The 17,256-nt window shown below is 48.9% G+C and carries 18 protein-coding genes and 4 pseudogenes; 5 read left to right on the top strand and 17 right to left on the bottom strand.

The window, feature by feature from the left end:
- Positions 1-48 precede the first annotated feature (48 nt).
- A complete protein-coding gene (locus NO989_RS17780; RefSeq protein ID WP_148290650.1) occupies positions 49-237 on the top strand; it encodes a hypothetical protein in 189 nt (62 codons plus the stop codon).
- Here the strand turns inward: NO989_RS17780 and NO989_RS17775 are convergent.
- Together NO989_RS17775 and NO989_RS17770 are read right to left on the bottom strand one after the other, a co-directional pair.
- Positions 219-587, bottom strand: a pseudogene (locus tag NO989_RS17775) (ArsR/SmtB family transcription factor). The gene NO989_RS17780 and the pseudogene NO989_RS17775 overlap by 19 nt on opposite strands.
- 44 nt (positions 588-631) lie before the next feature.
- Entirely contained in the window at positions 632-1,660 is a 1,029-nt protein-coding gene (locus NO989_RS17770; RefSeq protein ID WP_011788490.1) for a cation diffusion facilitator family transporter, read from the bottom strand.
- Between the two features lie 345 nt (positions 1,661-2,005).
- Between NO989_RS17770 and NO989_RS17765 the strand changes: the two genes are divergently transcribed.
- Together NO989_RS17765 and NO989_RS17760 are read left to right on the top strand one after the other, a co-directional pair.
- Positions 2,006-2,704: an FAD-dependent oxidoreductase gene (locus tag NO989_RS17765; protein ID WP_015066563.1), complete on the top strand. Its 699-nt coding sequence runs from the start codon at positions 2,006-2,008 to the stop codon at positions 2,702-2,704.
- A complete protein-coding gene (locus NO989_RS17760) occupies positions 2,616-2,984 on the top strand; it encodes a hypothetical protein (protein WP_223420022.1) in 369 nt (122 codons plus the stop codon). Before NO989_RS17765 ends, NO989_RS17760 begins: the two co-directional genes overlap by 89 nt.
- Before the next feature lie 40 nt (positions 2,985-3,024).
- On the opposite strand, the gene NO989_RS17755 is transcribed toward NO989_RS17760, so the two are convergent.
- The 3 genes and pseudogenes from NO989_RS17755 to cueR (NO989_RS17745) form a co-directional block, all read right to left on the bottom strand.
- On the bottom strand, positions 3,025-3,378 hold the full coding sequence (locus NO989_RS17755; RefSeq protein WP_011788489.1) for a metalloregulator ArsR/SmtB family transcription factor: 354 nt from the start codon (positions 3,376-3,378) through the stop codon (positions 3,025-3,027).
- A 370-nt stretch (positions 3,379-3,748) separates the two neighbouring features.
- Positions 3,749-3,957, bottom strand: a pseudogene (locus NO989_RS17750) (IS4 family transposase); the annotation flags it as partial.
- A 183-nt stretch (positions 3,958-4,140) separates the two neighbouring features.
- Positions 4,141-4,566: a Cu(I)-responsive transcriptional regulator gene (gene cueR / locus NO989_RS17745; RefSeq protein WP_011788488.1), complete on the bottom strand. Its 426-nt coding sequence runs from the start codon at positions 4,564-4,566 to the stop codon at positions 4,141-4,143.
- Between the two features lie 983 nt (positions 4,567-5,549).
- On the opposite strand from cueR (NO989_RS17745), the pseudogene NO989_RS17740 reads away from it, so the two are divergent.
- Positions 5,550-6,065: pseudogene (locus NO989_RS17740) on the top strand (Cd(II)/Pb(II)-responsive transcriptional regulator).
- 86 nt (positions 6,066-6,151) lie between these two features.
- Here NO989_RS17740 and cueR (NO989_RS17735) read toward each other — a convergent pair.
- The 8 genes from cueR (NO989_RS17735) to traL form a co-directional block, all read right to left on the bottom strand.
- Positions 6,152-6,616 (bottom strand): Cu(I)-responsive transcriptional regulator, encoded by a 465-nt coding sequence (gene cueR / locus NO989_RS17735; protein ID WP_015066558.1) that lies wholly within the window; start codon positions 6,614-6,616, stop codon positions 6,152-6,154.
- Between the two features lie 25 nt (positions 6,617-6,641).
- Positions 6,642-9,137: a heavy metal translocating P-type ATPase gene (locus tag NO989_RS17730; protein ID WP_011788479.1), complete on the bottom strand. Its 2,496-nt coding sequence runs from the start codon at positions 9,135-9,137 to the stop codon at positions 6,642-6,644.
- A 408-nt stretch (positions 9,138-9,545) separates the two neighbouring features.
- The gene (gene traA / locus NO989_RS17725; RefSeq protein ID WP_011788478.1) at positions 9,546-9,935 is read right to left on the bottom strand and encodes a TraA family conjugative transfer protein; all 390 of its coding nucleotides are present in this window, start codon (positions 9,933-9,935) and stop codon (positions 9,546-9,548) included.
- Positions 9,932-10,504, bottom strand: a complete 573-nt coding sequence (locus NO989_RS17720; RefSeq protein ID WP_015066557.1) for a TraV family lipoprotein — start codon at positions 10,502-10,504, stop codon at positions 9,932-9,934. Before NO989_RS17720 ends, traA begins: the two co-directional genes overlap by 4 nt.
- Positions 10,505-10,578: 74 nt before the next feature.
- The gene (locus tag NO989_RS17715; protein ID WP_011788476.1) at positions 10,579-11,868 is read right to left on the bottom strand and encodes a TraB/VirB10 family protein; all 1,290 of its coding nucleotides are present in this window, start codon (positions 11,866-11,868) and stop codon (positions 10,579-10,581) included.
- A gap of 2 nt (positions 11,869-11,870) precedes the next feature.
- Positions 11,871-12,767, bottom strand: coding sequence for a type-F conjugative transfer system secretin TraK (locus NO989_RS17710; protein WP_020743644.1), 897 nt, complete (start codon positions 12,765-12,767; stop codon positions 11,871-11,873).
- Positions 12,751-13,377 carry a TraE/TraK family type IV conjugative transfer system protein gene (locus NO989_RS17705; protein ID WP_000667170.1) on the bottom strand — a complete coding sequence of 209 codons (627 nt, stop codon included), beginning with the start codon at positions 13,375-13,377 and terminating at the stop codon, positions 12,751-12,753. The genes NO989_RS17710 and NO989_RS17705 overlap by 17 nt, the downstream gene beginning before the upstream one ends.
- Positions 13,374-13,655, bottom strand: a complete 282-nt coding sequence (traL, locus tag NO989_RS17700) for a type IV conjugative transfer system protein TraL (protein WP_011788474.1) — start codon at positions 13,653-13,655, stop codon at positions 13,374-13,376. The genes NO989_RS17705 and traL overlap by 4 nt, the downstream gene beginning before the upstream one ends.
- A gap of 288 nt (positions 13,656-13,943) precedes the next feature.
- Between traL and NO989_RS17695 the strand changes: the two genes are divergently transcribed.
- Positions 13,944-14,531: a hypothetical protein gene (locus NO989_RS17695; RefSeq protein WP_011788472.1), complete on the top strand. Its 588-nt coding sequence runs from the start codon at positions 13,944-13,946 to the stop codon at positions 14,529-14,531.
- A 26-nt stretch (positions 14,532-14,557) separates the two neighbouring features.
- On the opposite strand, the gene NO989_RS17690 is transcribed toward NO989_RS17695, so the two are convergent.
- From NO989_RS17690 to NO989_RS17675, 4 genes and pseudogenes are all read right to left on the bottom strand, one after another.
- Positions 14,558-15,193 (bottom strand): DUF4400 domain-containing protein, encoded by a 636-nt coding sequence (locus tag NO989_RS17690; RefSeq protein WP_011788471.1) that lies wholly within the window; start codon positions 15,191-15,193, stop codon positions 14,558-14,560.
- Entirely contained in the window at positions 15,180-15,740 is a 561-nt protein-coding gene (locus NO989_RS17685; RefSeq protein ID WP_011788470.1) for a hypothetical protein, read from the bottom strand. The genes NO989_RS17690 and NO989_RS17685 overlap by 14 nt, the downstream gene beginning before the upstream one ends.
- Positions 15,741-15,749: 9 nt before the next feature.
- A pseudogene (locus tag NO989_RS17680) lies at positions 15,750-16,481 on the bottom strand (TraM recognition domain-containing protein); the annotation flags it as partial.
- Positions 16,482-16,575: 94 nt separating this feature from the next.
- Positions 16,576-17,256: Tn3 family transposase (locus NO989_RS17675; protein ID WP_208805570.1), on the bottom strand; the 681-nt coding region annotated here is incomplete at its 5' end.

Raw genomic sequence — 17,256 nt, 5'->3', positions numbered from 1 at the left:
TGGGGGGGAGTGAAAGCTGGCGTCGGCTGATGAGGCCCAGGGGATTGAGTGCGGTCAGATTCATACAACCGTCACCCAAACATCACGCATGGGCGAAGTCGCGCTTACTCAGGACTGGGATGGCGCATTACAGTTGCTGACGGGCTGGCACCTCTCTTGCGCAATCGCGAAAATGCCCAGCAAAAAGTAGGCATCTTTGCGTTCGACGCAATTCGCAATCATTCCTCAGAGAAGTGACAGACCATGTCCTGAAACACTTGACTGATGTGCTCATCCGCGATGCCGTAGAAGATATGTTTCGCCTGACGTTATCCACGCACAAGTCGAGCTCCACGCAGGAGCCGCAGATGATGACTGACCAAGAATTGGGATAGATCGAGCGTTTCTGCGATGTCGCCCACCGCGACTGATCCGCGCATGCACTGTAGCAGGATCTTCAGGCGCGATTGATCTCCTAACAGGAGAAAAGTCTCAGCGAGAACAGCGACGTCACTATGAGAGAGCGCCAAGAGCTCTGGGGCCGAACGCTGAGCATTGGTGGCGCAATTCTGAGCATTGTCGCCATTGGCGTGTTTTCGAGAAGTCATGGATTTCTTGTCCCTGAGCTGCCAGCACTACGCTGGCTGCAGCATCAGTGTTGATGACCCGGGACGGAATGGTCGTGCTTATGACCCTTTTCATGGCTGTGGCTAGTGTCATGCTCATGTGGGGTGTGCCCTTGCGGCCCACCTGTCGGCTGCAAGCTGCAAAGGTTCTTTTCACCAGGAGAGTTCCATTCGATCCCGACCGTCACGTGCTCGATGCCAAATTGCTCTCGAAGCACCACCTCTACGCACTTGACCACGGTGCGCGCTTCCTCAGCCACACTAGGGCGAACGTGCAGCGTGGCCATCGTGCGACCAGAGGTAAGCTGCCATACATGCACATGACTGACGGCCGCCAAGCCAGGCACCGCGCCCATCAGGCCTTGTTCCACCTGCTCCGGAGAAGCGTCCTCGGGCGCACCTTCGAGCAAAATGTGGATCGATTTCGCCAGGAGCTTCCAGGCGCTGCGCAGGATCAGGGCTGCCACCAGCACCGACAGGATGGGGTCAATTGGCGTCCAACCAATGAGATAGATGACCACTGCAGCGACGATGGCACCGACCGAGCCCAGCAGGTCGCCCATCACGTGCAGGATGGCCCCCTTCACGTTGACGTGATCGGTCTCTCCGCGGGTCATGATCCACAACACCAGAACGTTTACCAACAATCCAAGCACGGCGACGATCATCATCGGGCCGGCAAGGATGGCGGGCGGAGCTTGCAGTCGCTCCCATGCTTCATAGGCGATCCATGCCACGATCACAAAGAGCGTCACAGCGTTCAGGAAGCCGGCGATGACCTCGAACCGAAGGTAGCCAAAGGTGCGCTTGCTGTCAGCTGGTCGGCGCCCGAACCGGAATGCCGCGTATGCCAGAGCCAGCGCTGCTGCATCGGTCAGCATGTGGCCCGCATCGGCCAGAAGGGCCAGCGAGCCCGACAGCACGCCGCCGACAGCCTCCACGATCATGAAGCCGAAGATCAGGAAGAAGGACAGCAAGACCTTGCGTTCGTTAGCGCCGGTCACTTTTGGAGTGTGGTCATGGTCGTGACCATGTTCATCGTGCGATTGGGACATCAGGGCCTCGCGCAGAAATTAGGTGGTTGACTGTACGTAAAATATAATACATGAACATATGTTTATGCAATGTATTTTTAGCAAACCATACTAAGGACTGCGAAAGATGAGTGGCGGCGATGCGGCTATTTAGTACGCCTATCCTCTTGGCCACACCCTGTGCAGGTCGTCCACAATCAGGTCGTGATGATGTTGGCCCAGATCCAAGTGCTGACGCAGATAGAGGATGACCCGCCGGAAGGTTCGGATGGTCGTGAGCCAGATCGGACGGGGCGCTGGCTGGCCAAAACCGCAGCGCGAGCACCACGCAGGAAAGCGCCTGAAAACATCTAGGAGATTTCAATCATGGACACGAACTTCGACGTCATCGTCATCGTCATCGTCATTGGCGCCGGGCCTGGTGGCGACATCGCAGCGATTCGCGCCGAGCAGTTAGGCATGAATGTCGCCTGCGTCGATGCCTGGAAAACCAAGGAAGGCAAGCCTACCCAAGACGGTACATGCAACAACATCGGGTGCATCCCGTCAAAGGCGCTGCTGCAGTCGTCCAAAAACTTAGACCAAGCCAAGCACCACTTCGGCGCGCTCGGCATCATGTCCACGGGCGAGCTACGCATGGACGTGGCTGTGATGCTGGAGCGCAAGAATCAGGTCGTGAAGTCGAGCAACGAAGGCAAACTCTATCTGTTCCGAAAAAACAAGGTGCAGTTCTTAAACGGTCTGGCGTTTATGACTCGGGCCGCCGTCGGCCTTGAACTGGATGGGCGCGGAGCCGTCGTGGTGAACGGCGAATGGCGCACCAGCGTGCCCAGTATCTGGGCCATCGCCGATGTGGTGCGCGGCCTGATGCTAGCGCACATGGCAGAGGAAGAAGGTGTCGCTGTGGTCGAGCGCAGAAGGTGTCGCTGTGGTCGAGCGCATTGCAGGCCATCGCGGTCATGTCGATTTCAACACGATCCCCAACGTCATCTACACCAGCCCGGAAATCGCCTGGGTAGGTCGCACCGAGCAGCAGCTCAAATACGCGGGCGCAGCATATCGTAGCTGTACATTTCCGTTCATGGCTAACGGTCGCGCGCGTGCATTGAGCGAGACAGCGGGTCTCGTCAAGGTGATCGCAAATCCTACGACAGACGAAATCCTCGGCGTACATGTAGTCGGCCCGCAGATCAGCGAACTTGTGGCTGAGGCGGTCATCGCGATGGCATTCAATAAGGCCTCACTTGCGGTCGATAAGCGCGCTGAACTTCTGATTGATCAGAATTGGACCCGCATTCATCTCATTGAGTGTAGCCGCGGGCGGTCATACGGCCCCAGCTTGTAATAGATCGCAATCCGCATCGCAACGAGCGCTTCGCCCGCGGCTAATCGTCGTTGTGCTCTTCGACGATGTGAGTGGACATGTCCAGCAGCACTTGGTTCACATGCTTGTCGTCCACCTCATAGAAAATTTGCTTGGCCTGGCGCACCCCCTTCACAAGGCGGGCTCCACGCAGCAGCCGCAGGTGGTGACTGACCAGCGACTGCGAAAGCTCGAGGGATTCCGCGATGTCCCCAACCGAGGAGGAACCCTTCATGCAGCACAGCATTATTCTCAACCGAGACGGGTCGCCCAGTAGGCGGAAGGTCTCGGCCAGGATCGTAACGTCATTCTGTGACAAAGAAGCCAGATCGTCGCTTGCACCGCGGGGCGCGTTAACTTGTTTGCGTAAAGTCATTTCTCAAAAATTCCAACTCTCGAACAGCTACTCATGCCGTTCAGAATTAACGAGGCTGCGATAATTTGATCGCACTCGCCGACAAAGATCAGGAGACAGCCTGCGAGCCAAGGCGCGCCGCGTCTATGCGCAGCGAAATCGTCCAAACCAGCAGCGCTCAAAATAGGGCTTAACCTTACAACATAGTAACCCTCAAGTACCCTGTATGTCTAATTTCAATTTTGAGAAGACACCTTGAGCATGCCATTAACAAGTGCTGGTCGTGCCACCGTAGCAGCGATCAGCCTGCCCATCGAGGGCATGACCTGCACGAGCTGCATCGTCCGAATCGAGTGCGCCCTGACCAAGGTGCCTGTCTCTTGATCACATCTCATTGATCAAGAGACTTGGCTAACAGGTAACCTTCAAGGATGGTTTGTGGTAAAACTATCCTTCCCATAACCGCTCCCTGCCGACTCGTCCCGTCCTTTTTGAATCAAACCAACCCACTAATTTTCCGAGACTTATACAAACCCAATAAACACTTGGAGTTCGCTTCGGTACTTTTTTCTTTTCGACTTTTGACCACAGCAGCTTCCAATCACTCACAAACTTACTTGTTAGCACTGATTAAATAAAGTTGACTTTAATCATATGAATTTTAATAAATTAAAAATCAGGCCGCATGCGACCTCATCCTGACGACAAAGGTCTAGCTTTCGAGCTAAACTGCGTATTCCCACCCATGGCGATCACCTAATAACATTGAAGGGAGTCGAAAGTTTAAGGGCAGCTTTCTATGTCCTGCAGATGGGAAGTATCCGCGAGGTAGAGAGCCTTCAGTATTGGGCAGTCGGGTTTTTCATTTCCCGCGCAGCAAGCAGAGAGTGTGGTAAGAATTGATGCCATACGTTGAAATTCTTCAATTTTTAAGGTTAAATCATTAATATGAGATTCAACTATACTTTTAACATCTGCACTCTGACGCGAATGATTTCCCCAAAGAGAAAGTAACTCTCCTGCCTGTGACAGAGAAAAACCGAGATCTCGACATCGACGTATAAAATGTAACTTATAAACATCGGCATCTTTGTAGATCCGATAACCAGCCTCTGTTCTGGAGACTGATGGTATTAGCCCAACCTCCTCATAGTAACGAATCATTTTCGCCGAAACTCCCGATAAGCGGGCTGCATCACCAATGTTCATCTTCACCTCCCAAATGATTTTTACTAATACTGTAGTTAGCTTTAAGTAACATAGTTTCGGGTAACATTTATTGAAGGAAATTTCCTAATCCATTGAACCAAGTAACCATTAACCTGTTCCCAAAAATCTCACCAGCCCCCACCTAACTTCAGGTTAAACCTTCCCCTAACCGGAAGGTCAAGAGAAGTCGATAGATTTTTTGTATGATATTAAAATCTTGATCGTTTAGATTTCCCACATGGTTTAATAATAAATAATTCTTAAAGTTCAAAAATAAATGCCGACTTAATTCATCTGACTCCACTGATCATCTAGTGTTCAAAAAATTATCTACCCATTGAACCATTGCTTTAACCAAATCATCATCATATGCGATGTGCTGACCATGGCGCTGTTCTGGCGAGGGCAGCCTCAAGGTGTCATCGTTCATACTGATAGTTGGACCATTGCAGTTTTGAGAGTCAAATTCATTAGAGATCCGATTGCATTTCGAGCTCTATCGAGTGATTTTGCTTCAATGAGTTCAGCAATAGTAAAGAGCACCATAATCATCGCAGCTTCTGGCCACTGTCTAGAATTAAGGCCCATAACTGCCATATACATCCCCTTATTTCTTTTTAATCAGTTTTTCCTCTACAGGACAATCCATTTGCATAATGCGGATTTCAGTTCGCCCCCCCCAGATTATTTAATCTTTGTAGGCGCAGCCGCGCAACAGTCTCCACTAAGGCCATGATCATCTTGATCATGCGATTTCTGGTCATGGTCATGGCCACAACCTTTGTAAGTAGGCTTATCATGATTTAGGTCTTTTTCAACATGCGAATGGTTGCAATCATTATGAACATACAAATGACCATTCGCCTTGTTCAATTCGCCTGATTTCTGAATCTTGCCTCCCACAACCAAGCTTAATTTTTAAATACAACTAGCAGCTTCCTTCCTACTAGAGTTTTACTTTTTTGCGGGACCACTTGCCCAATATGTTTACTATACTGACTACTGAAGACCCTAATCTAACTACAGAGTCAAGTTCAAACGAGGGATATATGAAAATTGGTGAGTTGGCGCGTAAAGCAGGCTGTCCGGTAGAAACGATTCGTTACTACTAGAAAGAAGGTCCACTGCAGGCACCTTTACGAGACATAGGAAATAATTATCGTCACTACGACAAAACCCGTCTTGAAAAACTACTATTCATCCGCCGCTGCCGTTCTCTCGATATGACCCATGAGGAAATTCGCGCTTTGCTGTTAGCAATCAATAATCAGGGTAAAGAATGTGGCCCGATAGATGCAATCATCAACGCCCACCTAATTCACATTCAGCATCGAATCAAAGAATTAGTAGCGTTAGAAGAGCAACGTAAGGAGCTGAATGCTTTTTGTAGCGCTGACCGCAGCATAGATAAATGTTGCATAGTCCAAAAATTGACAGCTGATGAAAGTGATAGCGATCTTTCCTTAACCGCACCAACCAACCATTTAGGGGGGCATTAGTGATGCCACGCGCTTGTTTAAAATGAAAAAAATGTGATGGTGTTAAAACTGCGTAGTCTTACACCATTATGGGCCAATTTAAAGTACTACATTTTGCCGCTCAGCTTATCTCCAGAGCGGCGCTGTACCGCTCCTCCTCGGTTTACGGTGCGGGCTTTGCCCGAAGCATTGGTTAATGTCCTAAGAATAGGACATTCTGACCGCTCATCCCCAGCACAACTCCGGATTAAAACTCGTAGTTTCTCAGTCATTTGACGTGTACTTTCCATACGTCGTTCTAAGTCAGCAATGTTCTCCTGAGCCAGGCGTTTAACATCAATGCTCTGGCGAGATTTGTCATTCCATAACGTAAGCAAGCCTTCTATATCTTCCAGAGAGAACCCGAGATCTCGGGCACTACGAATAAAAACCAATCTATGAACATCATTGAGAGCATACTTACGATAACCTGACTCCGTACGCTCGGAGGCAGGGATTAATCCAATTTGCTCGTAATAACGAATCATCTTGGTGGATATTCCTGATTTACGCGATGCTTCTCCGATATTCATAAGCCCACCTTGTTAATGCTCAGCGTTAATGCTCAGCGTCCTCAACCAAAGGAGGCTGGAACCGACGCAGACGCAATGAGTTTCCCAGAACGAACACGCTTGATAGCGCCATCGCCCCTGCTGCAAAAATTGGAGAGAGCAGTATTCCATAAGCTGGGTATAGCAGTCCTGCAGCCACTGGAATCAATGCTGCATTGTAAGCAAATGCCCAAAAGAGATTTTGTCTGATGTTACCGATTGTTGCCTTAGACAATCCAATAGCATTAGGAACTCCCTGCAAGTTTCCTGACATTAAGACAACATCAGCTGACTCCACGGCTATATCTGTTCCTGTACCAATTGCAAGTCCAATATCTGCAACTGCAAGTGCCGGGGCATCGTTTATCCCATCGCCGACAAAAGCAACTTTACCGTAATTTTCTTGCAGTCGACGCACCGCTTCAACTTTGCCTTCAGGTAACACTTCCGCAACCACTTCATCAATATCTAATTGTTTAGCAATAGCCTGAGCTGTATTCGCATTGTCACCGGTAATCATGGCGACCTTGAGACCAAGCTGATGTAATGCCTTTATAGCTACTGGAGTACTTGATTTAATAGGGTCAGCTACAGCAATAATTGCAGCCAACCGACCATCTATAGCAACATAGAGAGGTGATTTCCCCTCATTCCCGAGGCGTTCAGAAATCCGGGAAAAATACGTTACCTCCAATGCTAACTCACGCATAAATCGATCAGCGCCTACTTCTACAAGGCTCCCTTCAACAGTCGCTCGTACTCCCATACCAGTGATTGAATCAAACTCAGTAAGCTCTGGCAGTAAAATGCCGTCTCCTTCTGCCGACTCAACAATAGCGCGAGCAATAGGGTGCTCAGAACGTGATTCAACTGCGGCAACTTTTGCTAATACCTCATTACGTTCAAAACCCTGAGCTAGTTCCAGATCTGTCATGACTGGACGACCTTCAGTCAGAGTTCCGGTTTTGTCTACAGCAACAACTTTGGCATCTTTGAGTAACTGTAGGGCTTCTCCCTTGCGGAATAAAATTCCCATTTCTGCACCACGACCTGTACCAACCATGATAGATGTCGGTGTCGCGAGTCCCATTGCACATGGACATGCAATGATTAGCACTGCCACAGCATTAACCAATGCGAAAGACAGGGCTGGTGATGGACCAAATACTAACCAAATCAGGAATGTAAAAAGTGCTGCCAACATCACAGCTGGAACAAACCACAATGTCACTCTGTCCACAACAGCTTGTATAGGTAACTTTGACCCCTGGGCCTGTTCTACCATCCGTATGATTTGTGACAGCATTGTCTGACCACCAACCGCAGTAGCACGCAACCTCAGTGCTCCTTTCTGGTTCACAGTCCCTCCGACAACTCCACTGCCAACGATTTTTTCCACTGGTATAGGCTCACCAGTTATCATCGATTCATCTATAAAACTGGTACCTTCACTTACCTCTCCATCGACCGGAATCCTTTCTCCCGGGCGAACTTCGATAATGTCTCCAAGCACAACGTCTTTGACAGGAATATCATTCATTACGCCATTACGGAGCACGTGCGCCTCCTTAGCCTGCAAGCCTACTAAGCGTTTGATAGCCTCAGACGTTCTCCCCTTAGCTCTCGCCTCCATAAATCGTCCCAAAAGAATGAGAGCGACAATCACTGCAGCAGCTTCGTAGTACACATTAACGGTACCCTCAGGCAAAAGGTATGGTACAAACGTAGCAACCACAGAATAACCAAAAGCAGCAATAGTCCCGACAGAGACCAGTGAATTCATGTCAGGAGCAAGCCGCGTAAGAGCAGGAATGCCTTTCATGTAGAATCGACGACCTGGAACCACTAAGACTAACAATGTCAATACAAACTGGACGTACCAGCTTTCCTGGATCCCAATGGTATTCATCACCCAGTGTTGCATTCTTGGAATCATGTGAGATCCCATTTCGAGAACAAATACCGGCAGAGCCAGTGCTGTTGCAATAACTAAATCTTTCTTTAATAAAGCCTTCTCTGCGTCCTTTCTTACTTCAGACTCATTACTGACCTGATTTTGGGTATCGATGACACGGGCTTCATAGCCAACTTTTTGAATAGCAGATATGAGATCGTCTATGCCAGCCACTCCGCGAATAGTTGCCCTCTCAGTTGCAAGGTTAACCGTTGCCGCCTTTACACCATCAACCGCTAAGAGTGCCTTTTCAACACGGCCAACACACGAAGCACATGTCATACCTTGCACTGAAAGTTCAACGGATGTTACAGGAACTTCATATCCTACCTTTTCAATTGCTTCGATTAACTTCAGTCGATCAACAGGAGCTTTAAGATGAATATCCGCCAGCTCAGTCGCAAGATTGACACTTGCGTTTACGACGCCTTCAACTTTGTTTAAAGCTGCTTCAACTCGTCCTACACAACTTGCACAGGTCATACCCTCAATAGGTAAGCTAACCCGGGCTTCAGCATTGCTGGAGAGCTGGTTTTTATGAATGCTCATGATGTATTTCTCATTGTTGGTTCAGATATTAAACAGTCTAGGGCTTACCATGATGGGAAGGTCAAGCGTATTATTTTTAACCTCATGAACACAACAAATGAAGCGCCATCATTCCTGATATTCATCCAGCTGTTTGGTAGTGTGTAACTCTAACTCAAAAGAAACGAGCGCCTAAATCTCAAAATATCAGGCTAGTAGCCTGTTTGAATGTGCTCCCTCAAGAAAAGCCCCGCTAACTGCCTTTTGCAGTGGCGGCGCTAGCATTCTTTTCGGTATTCATGGCCGCTGCTTGTAATCAAGCTAAGTGAATGGGAAACCTATTAACTGAAACGCCGTCATGGTAATCGGGGACGGGGTGGGATGACGCCCAAGCCGTCAGAAATCTGGCCGCTTGGGCGTTTTTTATTGTTATAAGGTGCCCAGTAAAACGGCGCTGATTGCTGGAATTGTTGTGCCAATGACTTCTTGAGTGCTAGCAACAACAGGTAAAGTTGCAGACATGACACTTTCAACGACTGTTGGTGTGTTGTAGAGACCCATACCGCCACCAATGCCCAAGGCAAAGGCCATCAAGCTTTGGCGAGCGATACCGCCCACAATACCCACCAGAACCATGGCTCCCGCTACGATCCGTCCCAAAGTACCTTGGGTCCAATCTTTTAGGGTATCCCACACATCGGTGAAAGCATCACCACCGGTGCCTGCAAATGAGGGCTCCGAAATCATTAACGCCATTAAACCAAGCGCACCAATGGTCATTAGGCGCTGAGTCTGAATGCTGCGAACTGCATTTGTCATTCGTTAGTTTCTCCGTAGATACTCAAGTTATCGCGCTTACCATCAGCTCCCGCTGAGGCTGAATCGCTTTGAGTCTGAAGTGGACGTAGCACTGGCGAAACCGTTCGAGGTGCTGACACCCCAATATCCCACCGGCGCGGTTCAATTTCGGTAAACACGTAGCTGGATAAATTCAGATCTCCACGGTCATCCTCCCAAGGCGCAATCCAAATCCGCATTACCCTTGAAGGAATGCGAATAGGTGCAGATTGCTGCGTCTCGGGTAATGCTGGATGGCTCAGCAGTCCTGTCTCTAAATCAGATTGTGAATACCCAGAGGGAGAACCAATTCGAGTCGCCACAGCATCAATCGTCTTGGGTGCAGCGCCATAACTGGTAAGCTCATAGACTTCACGAGCAGATAAACAGCGCACACCGTCAGGCATACCTGGGCATCCATATTCACTACTCCCAAGACCCAATGAACTACAGCCAGACAATAAGGTTGAGCCGACTGCCAATAAAAGTAATCCAGCTTTAGACCACTGTTTTGACTGGTGCTTTGGGTTGTTCTGCATTGATGTCGTCATGGTTAACTCTCCTCTGGATACACATCTTATTGTCTGAAACGGACTTCGATCGGTTAGCAACATGCAGGATTTTTTCATCTTCTTGCACCACCCCCTTGAGAAGTGGCCAACGACAACGAGGCACCACGAGTGACTATGACTTCAATTTTCCTTGCAGCGTCTACCTCTATGACTGGGAACATATTTTCAGCCATGTCCAAATAGAACTTGGCCACTCTATCCAATGCTTTACCTGTGCCTTTAATCGCAGCGCCTTGTAATGCTTCTTGGCTCATGACTTGCTGGTACAGCTGAGTATCACCGGCATTACCCGTCTGAATCGTCGGAACAGGATTTACATCAAATGCGCCAGCCAAGCCCTGAAGGAATCCGGCCATCATCGACTTGGCCACCAGCTGGCCTTGTTTCGACACCAATCGGCCACGAATGCCGGCTTTGCCGTCTTCACCTACAGCATAAGAATCCAGTCGTGTTTCAATGACGCCACCGTCTTCTCTCACACATGAAATGGTCTCGCCTCGCAAATAAGCACGCTCAGAGCTCAAATCACCGTAACCTGCGGCGATCAAGAAACACTCTTTGATATCCGCTCTAAATCGGTTGGGTAAAATGGCTTCCTTTTGAATCCTCAGCAATGCAGGAAAAGGTTCGCGTCTTGCGGACTCGTGAGTAGGTGCATCCAAACCTGTGATCAAAGTACCTGAGATGATGCTGCCCGCCGGTAAATACAAAGGCGGCGCTTCTTGCACAACAACCTCTGGTTCAGCAACCACTTCAGGCTCAATCATACGAATCGTGATTGGCGGCAATGGAACATCCCGTGCTCGTGAACCTTGGCCACTGGCTGGCTGCCGATAGAGCGGATCTGGCAGCGGCGCATTGGCAAAATAGTCGTCTGGGTTAGACGGCAGTGGCTTTTCGTCTTTAGGCAATTCCATGGCAGATAAAGGCACTTCAAAACGGCTATTTGTGCCTTCAACTGCTGCATCACCTCCAGCGCGAACATCATTAAGTTCCGCTCGAAGGCGAACCAACTCCGCATTGACCTCACTTGGTATAGAAGGCGAACCTGGGCTTAGCCGTCCTGAATCGACGTCACGACGCAAGCGCTCAACTTCACGACGTAACTGTTCATTGCGCTCACTGAGTAGTTTTACGTTCGCAGCCAAACTATCGACCCCAACATCACGAGTATTGGTATCCGTAAGAATGTGCCGGATCGTTTCCTGCCGGTTCCGACTGTTCGCGCCATCGTCAGGATTAGGTGAAAACACCATCACCATAAGGATGAGACCACCAGCAATACCTGCAACCGATAGGCCCCGCTTCATGTTCGGGCTCAATTGCTCCCATTGTGCTTTCATCGTTATTCACCTCCTACAAGAAGCGAAGGTCGCTGACTTTCCACCGCTTCTTCACGATGATTGCGAACAACCACATACAACTCAGTCTTTTCGCCCGGCAACAAGATATTGCGAGGCCAGTAGGCGCTTGCCACTATACCTGGTGCATTGCAGGCTATCTCACTGGCTTCTATCGGCTCATCGGCAAAGCTTTCAACCAGTCCTACATAGACGGTGAAGTAATGTCCCGTCACAATTTGCCCCTGTTTAAAACCAAACTTTAAGCCAGGCTGAAAACATTTCGGGCTTGTGTCAGTTTGGCCAGCTAAACGGATGTCATAGCCTTGTGGTAACTCATTTAGTGCAAGGCGTCTGAGTAAATCACGTAAGCTATCGACGTATGGCTGAGCCGTTTCCCAAGTGGCGGCTTTTCGGTTCACGACGCCCTTAATAGGCCACTGCTGACCATCAATAGCTAAGGTGATTTCACGCGGTGGAATACGACGAGGTACTAAGGTGACAGATAATGCGGGAGCTTCCTGACCAGGCGGAGTGATGTAAAGTGAAACCGGTGATTCTTTGTCCGTGGCTACATATACAACATTCCCCTTGATTTGCGTCTGAGCATCACTGGTTGTTCTCACCTGAGGCGATTCAAACGGCGTCACAATCCGATTCAGATGACCAAGTGCTACAGGGATCAGTTCATTAACCCCCGGTGTCATCAGTAGCATTGTTGGCGTATCCGCTGCAACCGAATTGCTTTGAACCGGTGGATTTGCAGTAGCAGACTGCTTCATCACACTGGCTGGTACAATCGGCAATTCCACGTCTGCATAAGAAGCTTGAGATAACAGGACGCCACTCAAGCTCATTGCGATTAAGCTTGGTATCATCCATCGACTAATTTTGGTTCGCATCATTCACCCTCCGGTTTTGCTCTTGGGTCAACTTTTCACGAACTCGCTTCGTTCTAGCTTGCCCCTCATACGTATCCATCCAACTGAGCTTTGGACGGTATTGCTCAATATCGATGTCAAACTCATAGGTGCGAGTTTGGCGCTGTTCATCTCCAGATGGTCCAGAGACCAAGGAATAACCGGTCACAAAGACATGGCCGGTTTCATACTCATACTCCACTTGTCTGGGTTGGAATTTGAGCGTGACTCGGTCTTCCCGGATTTGTCTTGCCTGAATCTCCAGTGCATCGACCACTTGCTGGTACACCGCTGGAGAAAGTAGCGGCTCAATAGCAACCCGGATAAAAGACACATTACCCGGCGTCACGTTGCCCATAAGCTCAGCCAGGTAGAGCCCCCAGGATTCCAAGTAAGGCTGAGTAGCCTGGTTTCGTGACACTTCAGCCGTTTCAGACAAGGTTGGCGGTTGAATGGCTACCACGGTATTGCGAGAAAATGCCGCTACCGCAAGCAGCAAGTTAGATAGCACCAGCACTGCAATCAGGAACCGTTGCCATCGGTTCTCTAATTGCGTGCCTTGCCATGATTTTAAAAACACGTCGAACTTCACGGCAGATAGCTCCTGATAAATGGGTTAGGGATCGTCTTGGCTTTGGTTGGCAACAGTCCGCCCCAGTAGATGGCGTGAAGAATAAAACCATCTGGGCGGCCATCACGAAAACGCCGATAGAGCTTGGTTGTTACCAACCCCAACAGGCATAAAACCAAGGCATTACCGGTAAAAATGCCGATCACTAGCCCCAACAGAATGGGAGCCATCTCATCGGCACTCCAAAGCAGGAAGTGCGGCGGGTCATCGATATAGGATGGAATATTTACAGGTTCCATAGTCACTCCTCGTTGTTTGAATTGAGAAGTGAAGGATGCCTCGGGATTGGCAGCTTCAGTGGTCAGCTAGATGCCGAATTCTTGAAGGTTTTGAGGGTTCTAATCAGACAATACTAACAATTGATCTTTTTGATGCGGTTGATATGATGGGGATATTGGTCGTGTCGAGACCAGCTGCCCACTTTAGCAAACCCGGACGGGACGACATGCATATCAAATTTATTTTTTGCTTAGGTTTTTTCTGCGACCTCGGCAGTGGGCACCGTATTCGCTAATAGGAGAAACTCAATGCAAATTACTAAAATCATTTCCTCTGCCTCGGTTGAACGTTTAAAGCAAAAAGCACGAAAGCTTAAACGTGAAAAATCCATTACACACACTGAAGCACTCGATGAAATTGCAGTATCTGCTGGTTTTAATCATTGGCATCAGGTTGTACAAGCTAATGACGTACTGAAACCATCAGAAGTGGCATTATCTTCTGGATGTGTCATGGCTTTTGATGTCAAAGATGGTATGGATGTCGATACCAGTGATGGGGTTTTAATTAAAGACCACTTATTGGAGATACTTACTGAAAAGCAGCTATTTGAAATTTATGCCAACTCCCCTGATGAGGACGACGAACAAAACAGGCCGCTAAAAGAAACGCTATCGGATTCAGAGCTTCATGAGTATTTTCGAGATGATTGCTCATTCATGTACTTTCGTCTTGCCGAGCCTCATGCAAACAAACCGTTAAAAGAAGTATTGGCTCTTATACGACAGTACTCTTTTTGGATGCCTCAATATATTTGGCTTCAAGGCCACCTTATTGATACTTACCATTTGCCTGCTGAAGACGAGAACGGCAATACCGTAGGCGTAAGGTTTTAGCTCTACAAGATGAGGCCTGATGGGCCTCATATCTTCTTCTGCAAGTGACTTAACGCCAACCCCGCCATCAATGCCAAACCGATGATCAGCGACGGTAACACCACCGGTGGAATAGCCAGTGGGGCGAACAATCCCATAAACAGCAAAATGACACCTGAGCCCAGGATAATCATGCTGTAGCGGTGAATGATAGGGCTCGAAAAATCAAATGTTGTCTTCTTAATCTTCCAGGTCATTAAGCCATCCCACAACGCCGGCAACATGAGAATAAGCGCAAAGGGCAACCAGACCATCAGCAACGCAAATCGAGTGAACACTTGGTACAGCACATCAAAAAATGCCTGAATACGGTCTTCTACCCACACAAACCAAAAGCCTCCCATGTTCTCCATCCCTTTAGAACGAAGTCGCTGTTCTTCAGTGGGGATTAGAAAATCACGCACAGATTGCTCCATCTGCGTATCCACAATCCATGACTGATACCAGCGATGGCTAGTTTGACCAATCCAATAGCTTGTTTGTGCGCCCAATTGGTTTTGGATCATCTGCTTCTCTTTACTGATGACCCGGCCAGTCCAATCACCGGGCACTAACACGCCAATGGCAATAATCTCCAGCATCAGTGCCAGACACAGCAGCCAAACGGACTTATGCTTGCTCATGCCAAACATCCTCTTCTACTCGCGCCAGCATGGCTGCAACGGTTGGCGTCATAATCCGAGCTTTAATCACTTGCTGAAGCCGCTTTGTCGATGTATGGTCACTGACATAACGCACATCAATACGTCCTTCAGCCAAATACGCCATCCGATTTGGACGATTACGAATCCAGGTGTGGAAATACACACCATCCACGGCGGCCCACTCGAAATGGTCAGGATCACGCAGGCGAATCCCCGTTAAAGCACTGGCGGCAGCCCAGGTCAGTGCCTCAATGAAATGCCAAAGGCGTACACTATCATCATCACAACTGACTTCTTCATAACTGCCCAAGCCATTACACAGACACAAATCAAAGATGGAATGGCCATCTAAAGTGAGCGCATCTGTTAAATAGTCCGCCAAACAGTGCACTGAGGCCAAAGCATGAGGCCAGTCGGTTTCAAGTAGTCTTAAGGTTTCCTTGAACTGGGGATTATGTTGCTGCCACTGAGCGAGCATTTCTTTACTGGTAAGTGTTGTCATTTTCAGACAGACAGAATGATGCATACAGACTCCTTATGCTGCCTGTGTAGAGCTGGTTAAAATAGGAATGCGGCCTTTGATCACGCGGCCACCTGAAAGCTTGGCGATGTACTCCAGGTTGGGAAGCTGGCCTAATAACTGCGGTGGAAACATATCGCCTTCTTCCTCCATCAAGCGTTCGCCATGATTGCCGGTAAACAACGCGGGGCTGTCCGAGTTGGACGACATACCTTGAGTTTGCATGATGTACTGCAACCGAGTCTTAGGCAGATTGTCGGTAATGTACTGCTGCGTTTCGGCATCCATCACCCGAAGGGCTATCAAGTTGTTGATGTTACCTAACACCTGGCGAGCCTTAGCTTCACTGCCTGTACGAGCTGCAAAGTCAGCAAAGGTCTGAGTAGCAATTACACAACGCATTTTTGCGCCACGGCCTTTGTTGAGCAGTTGAATGAAGGGATCGTTGACGACTTCAGCCGCCTCATCGATGAAGATATTTACGGGACGATTTTCAACACCATAGTTATAGCGATCACCGGCCACAGCAGTGAGATCGGACAAAAGCAACGAACCAATGGCGCTGCCAACCATGGCGTCAGTTAATGAATCCAAGCCGATATACGCCACTTGGGCATTGTTGATAATACGGCCAGAATCCGTAATTAACCGGCTGTCATCCACATCGTTTGCAATCGGTGATAACAGTGGCCCTAATTCACTTGATGTGAGCATATTGAGCACCGGCATCAGTGAGGCCACCATCTTGGGGTTCTAGGGATTTTCCCCTCTAAAAAGACATAATCCTCTGTAGACCACACCAATAAATGGCTGCGGAGGTGGTTTACTTTCAGCTTGGAGCCTAATCATCCACTATCGGCCTTGTTATTTCGCCAATATTGGGCAATTTCCCAGTATTAGTGAAGTTATACGTTCCGCTTAAGTTGATATTTTGCCACGCAACGGGCGAAACAGCACGAGTGATACCCGCTTTCTCTTCATCTCCTCTCGCTTCAAAGTGTCCCAGCAGATGACTCAGTATCGCGGAGTTGAAGTAGATGATCGCGTTGGCAAGCAATCTTGCACATTCATTCCAGATAGCGATTTCACTCTCGTTTTTGCCTCGGAACTGATCGCCATTCACCGACGCAATAGCCCGTCTCAGGAAGTGCCACGCTTCTCCCCGGTTAAGGGCACGCTGAACGTACTGCCGCAAACTGGCATTGTCTATGTAATCCAGTAAATATTGCGCTTTGACCAGTCGATTATACTCCGTCAGCGCCTGTAATGTCGGGTGCCCCGAAGGATAACCAGACAACTTTCTTACCAGCATTGCCTGTGTCGTTCGCTTTGTCTGAAGTGACAGAACAATGCGCCTAATATCCTGCCATCCCGTTTCGATGACATTCGTCCTGATGGGCTTTTTCAGGGCAAGGTTGGTGCCGCCGTGTTCATTTTCAGTTACGTCAAACAGATCATTGATGACACTACTGAACTGCGCGTATCGCGGTGCAAAACTGTAACCGCATAGATCCAGTAAGGC

This window comes from Alteromonas sp. DY56-G5, assembly GCF_041414725.1.
In the GTDB taxonomy this organism is placed as follows: Bacteria; Pseudomonadota; Gammaproteobacteria; order Enterobacterales; family Alteromonadaceae; genus Alteromonas; species Alteromonas macleodii.
This window is presented reverse-complemented; position numbering and strand designations above follow the sequence as displayed.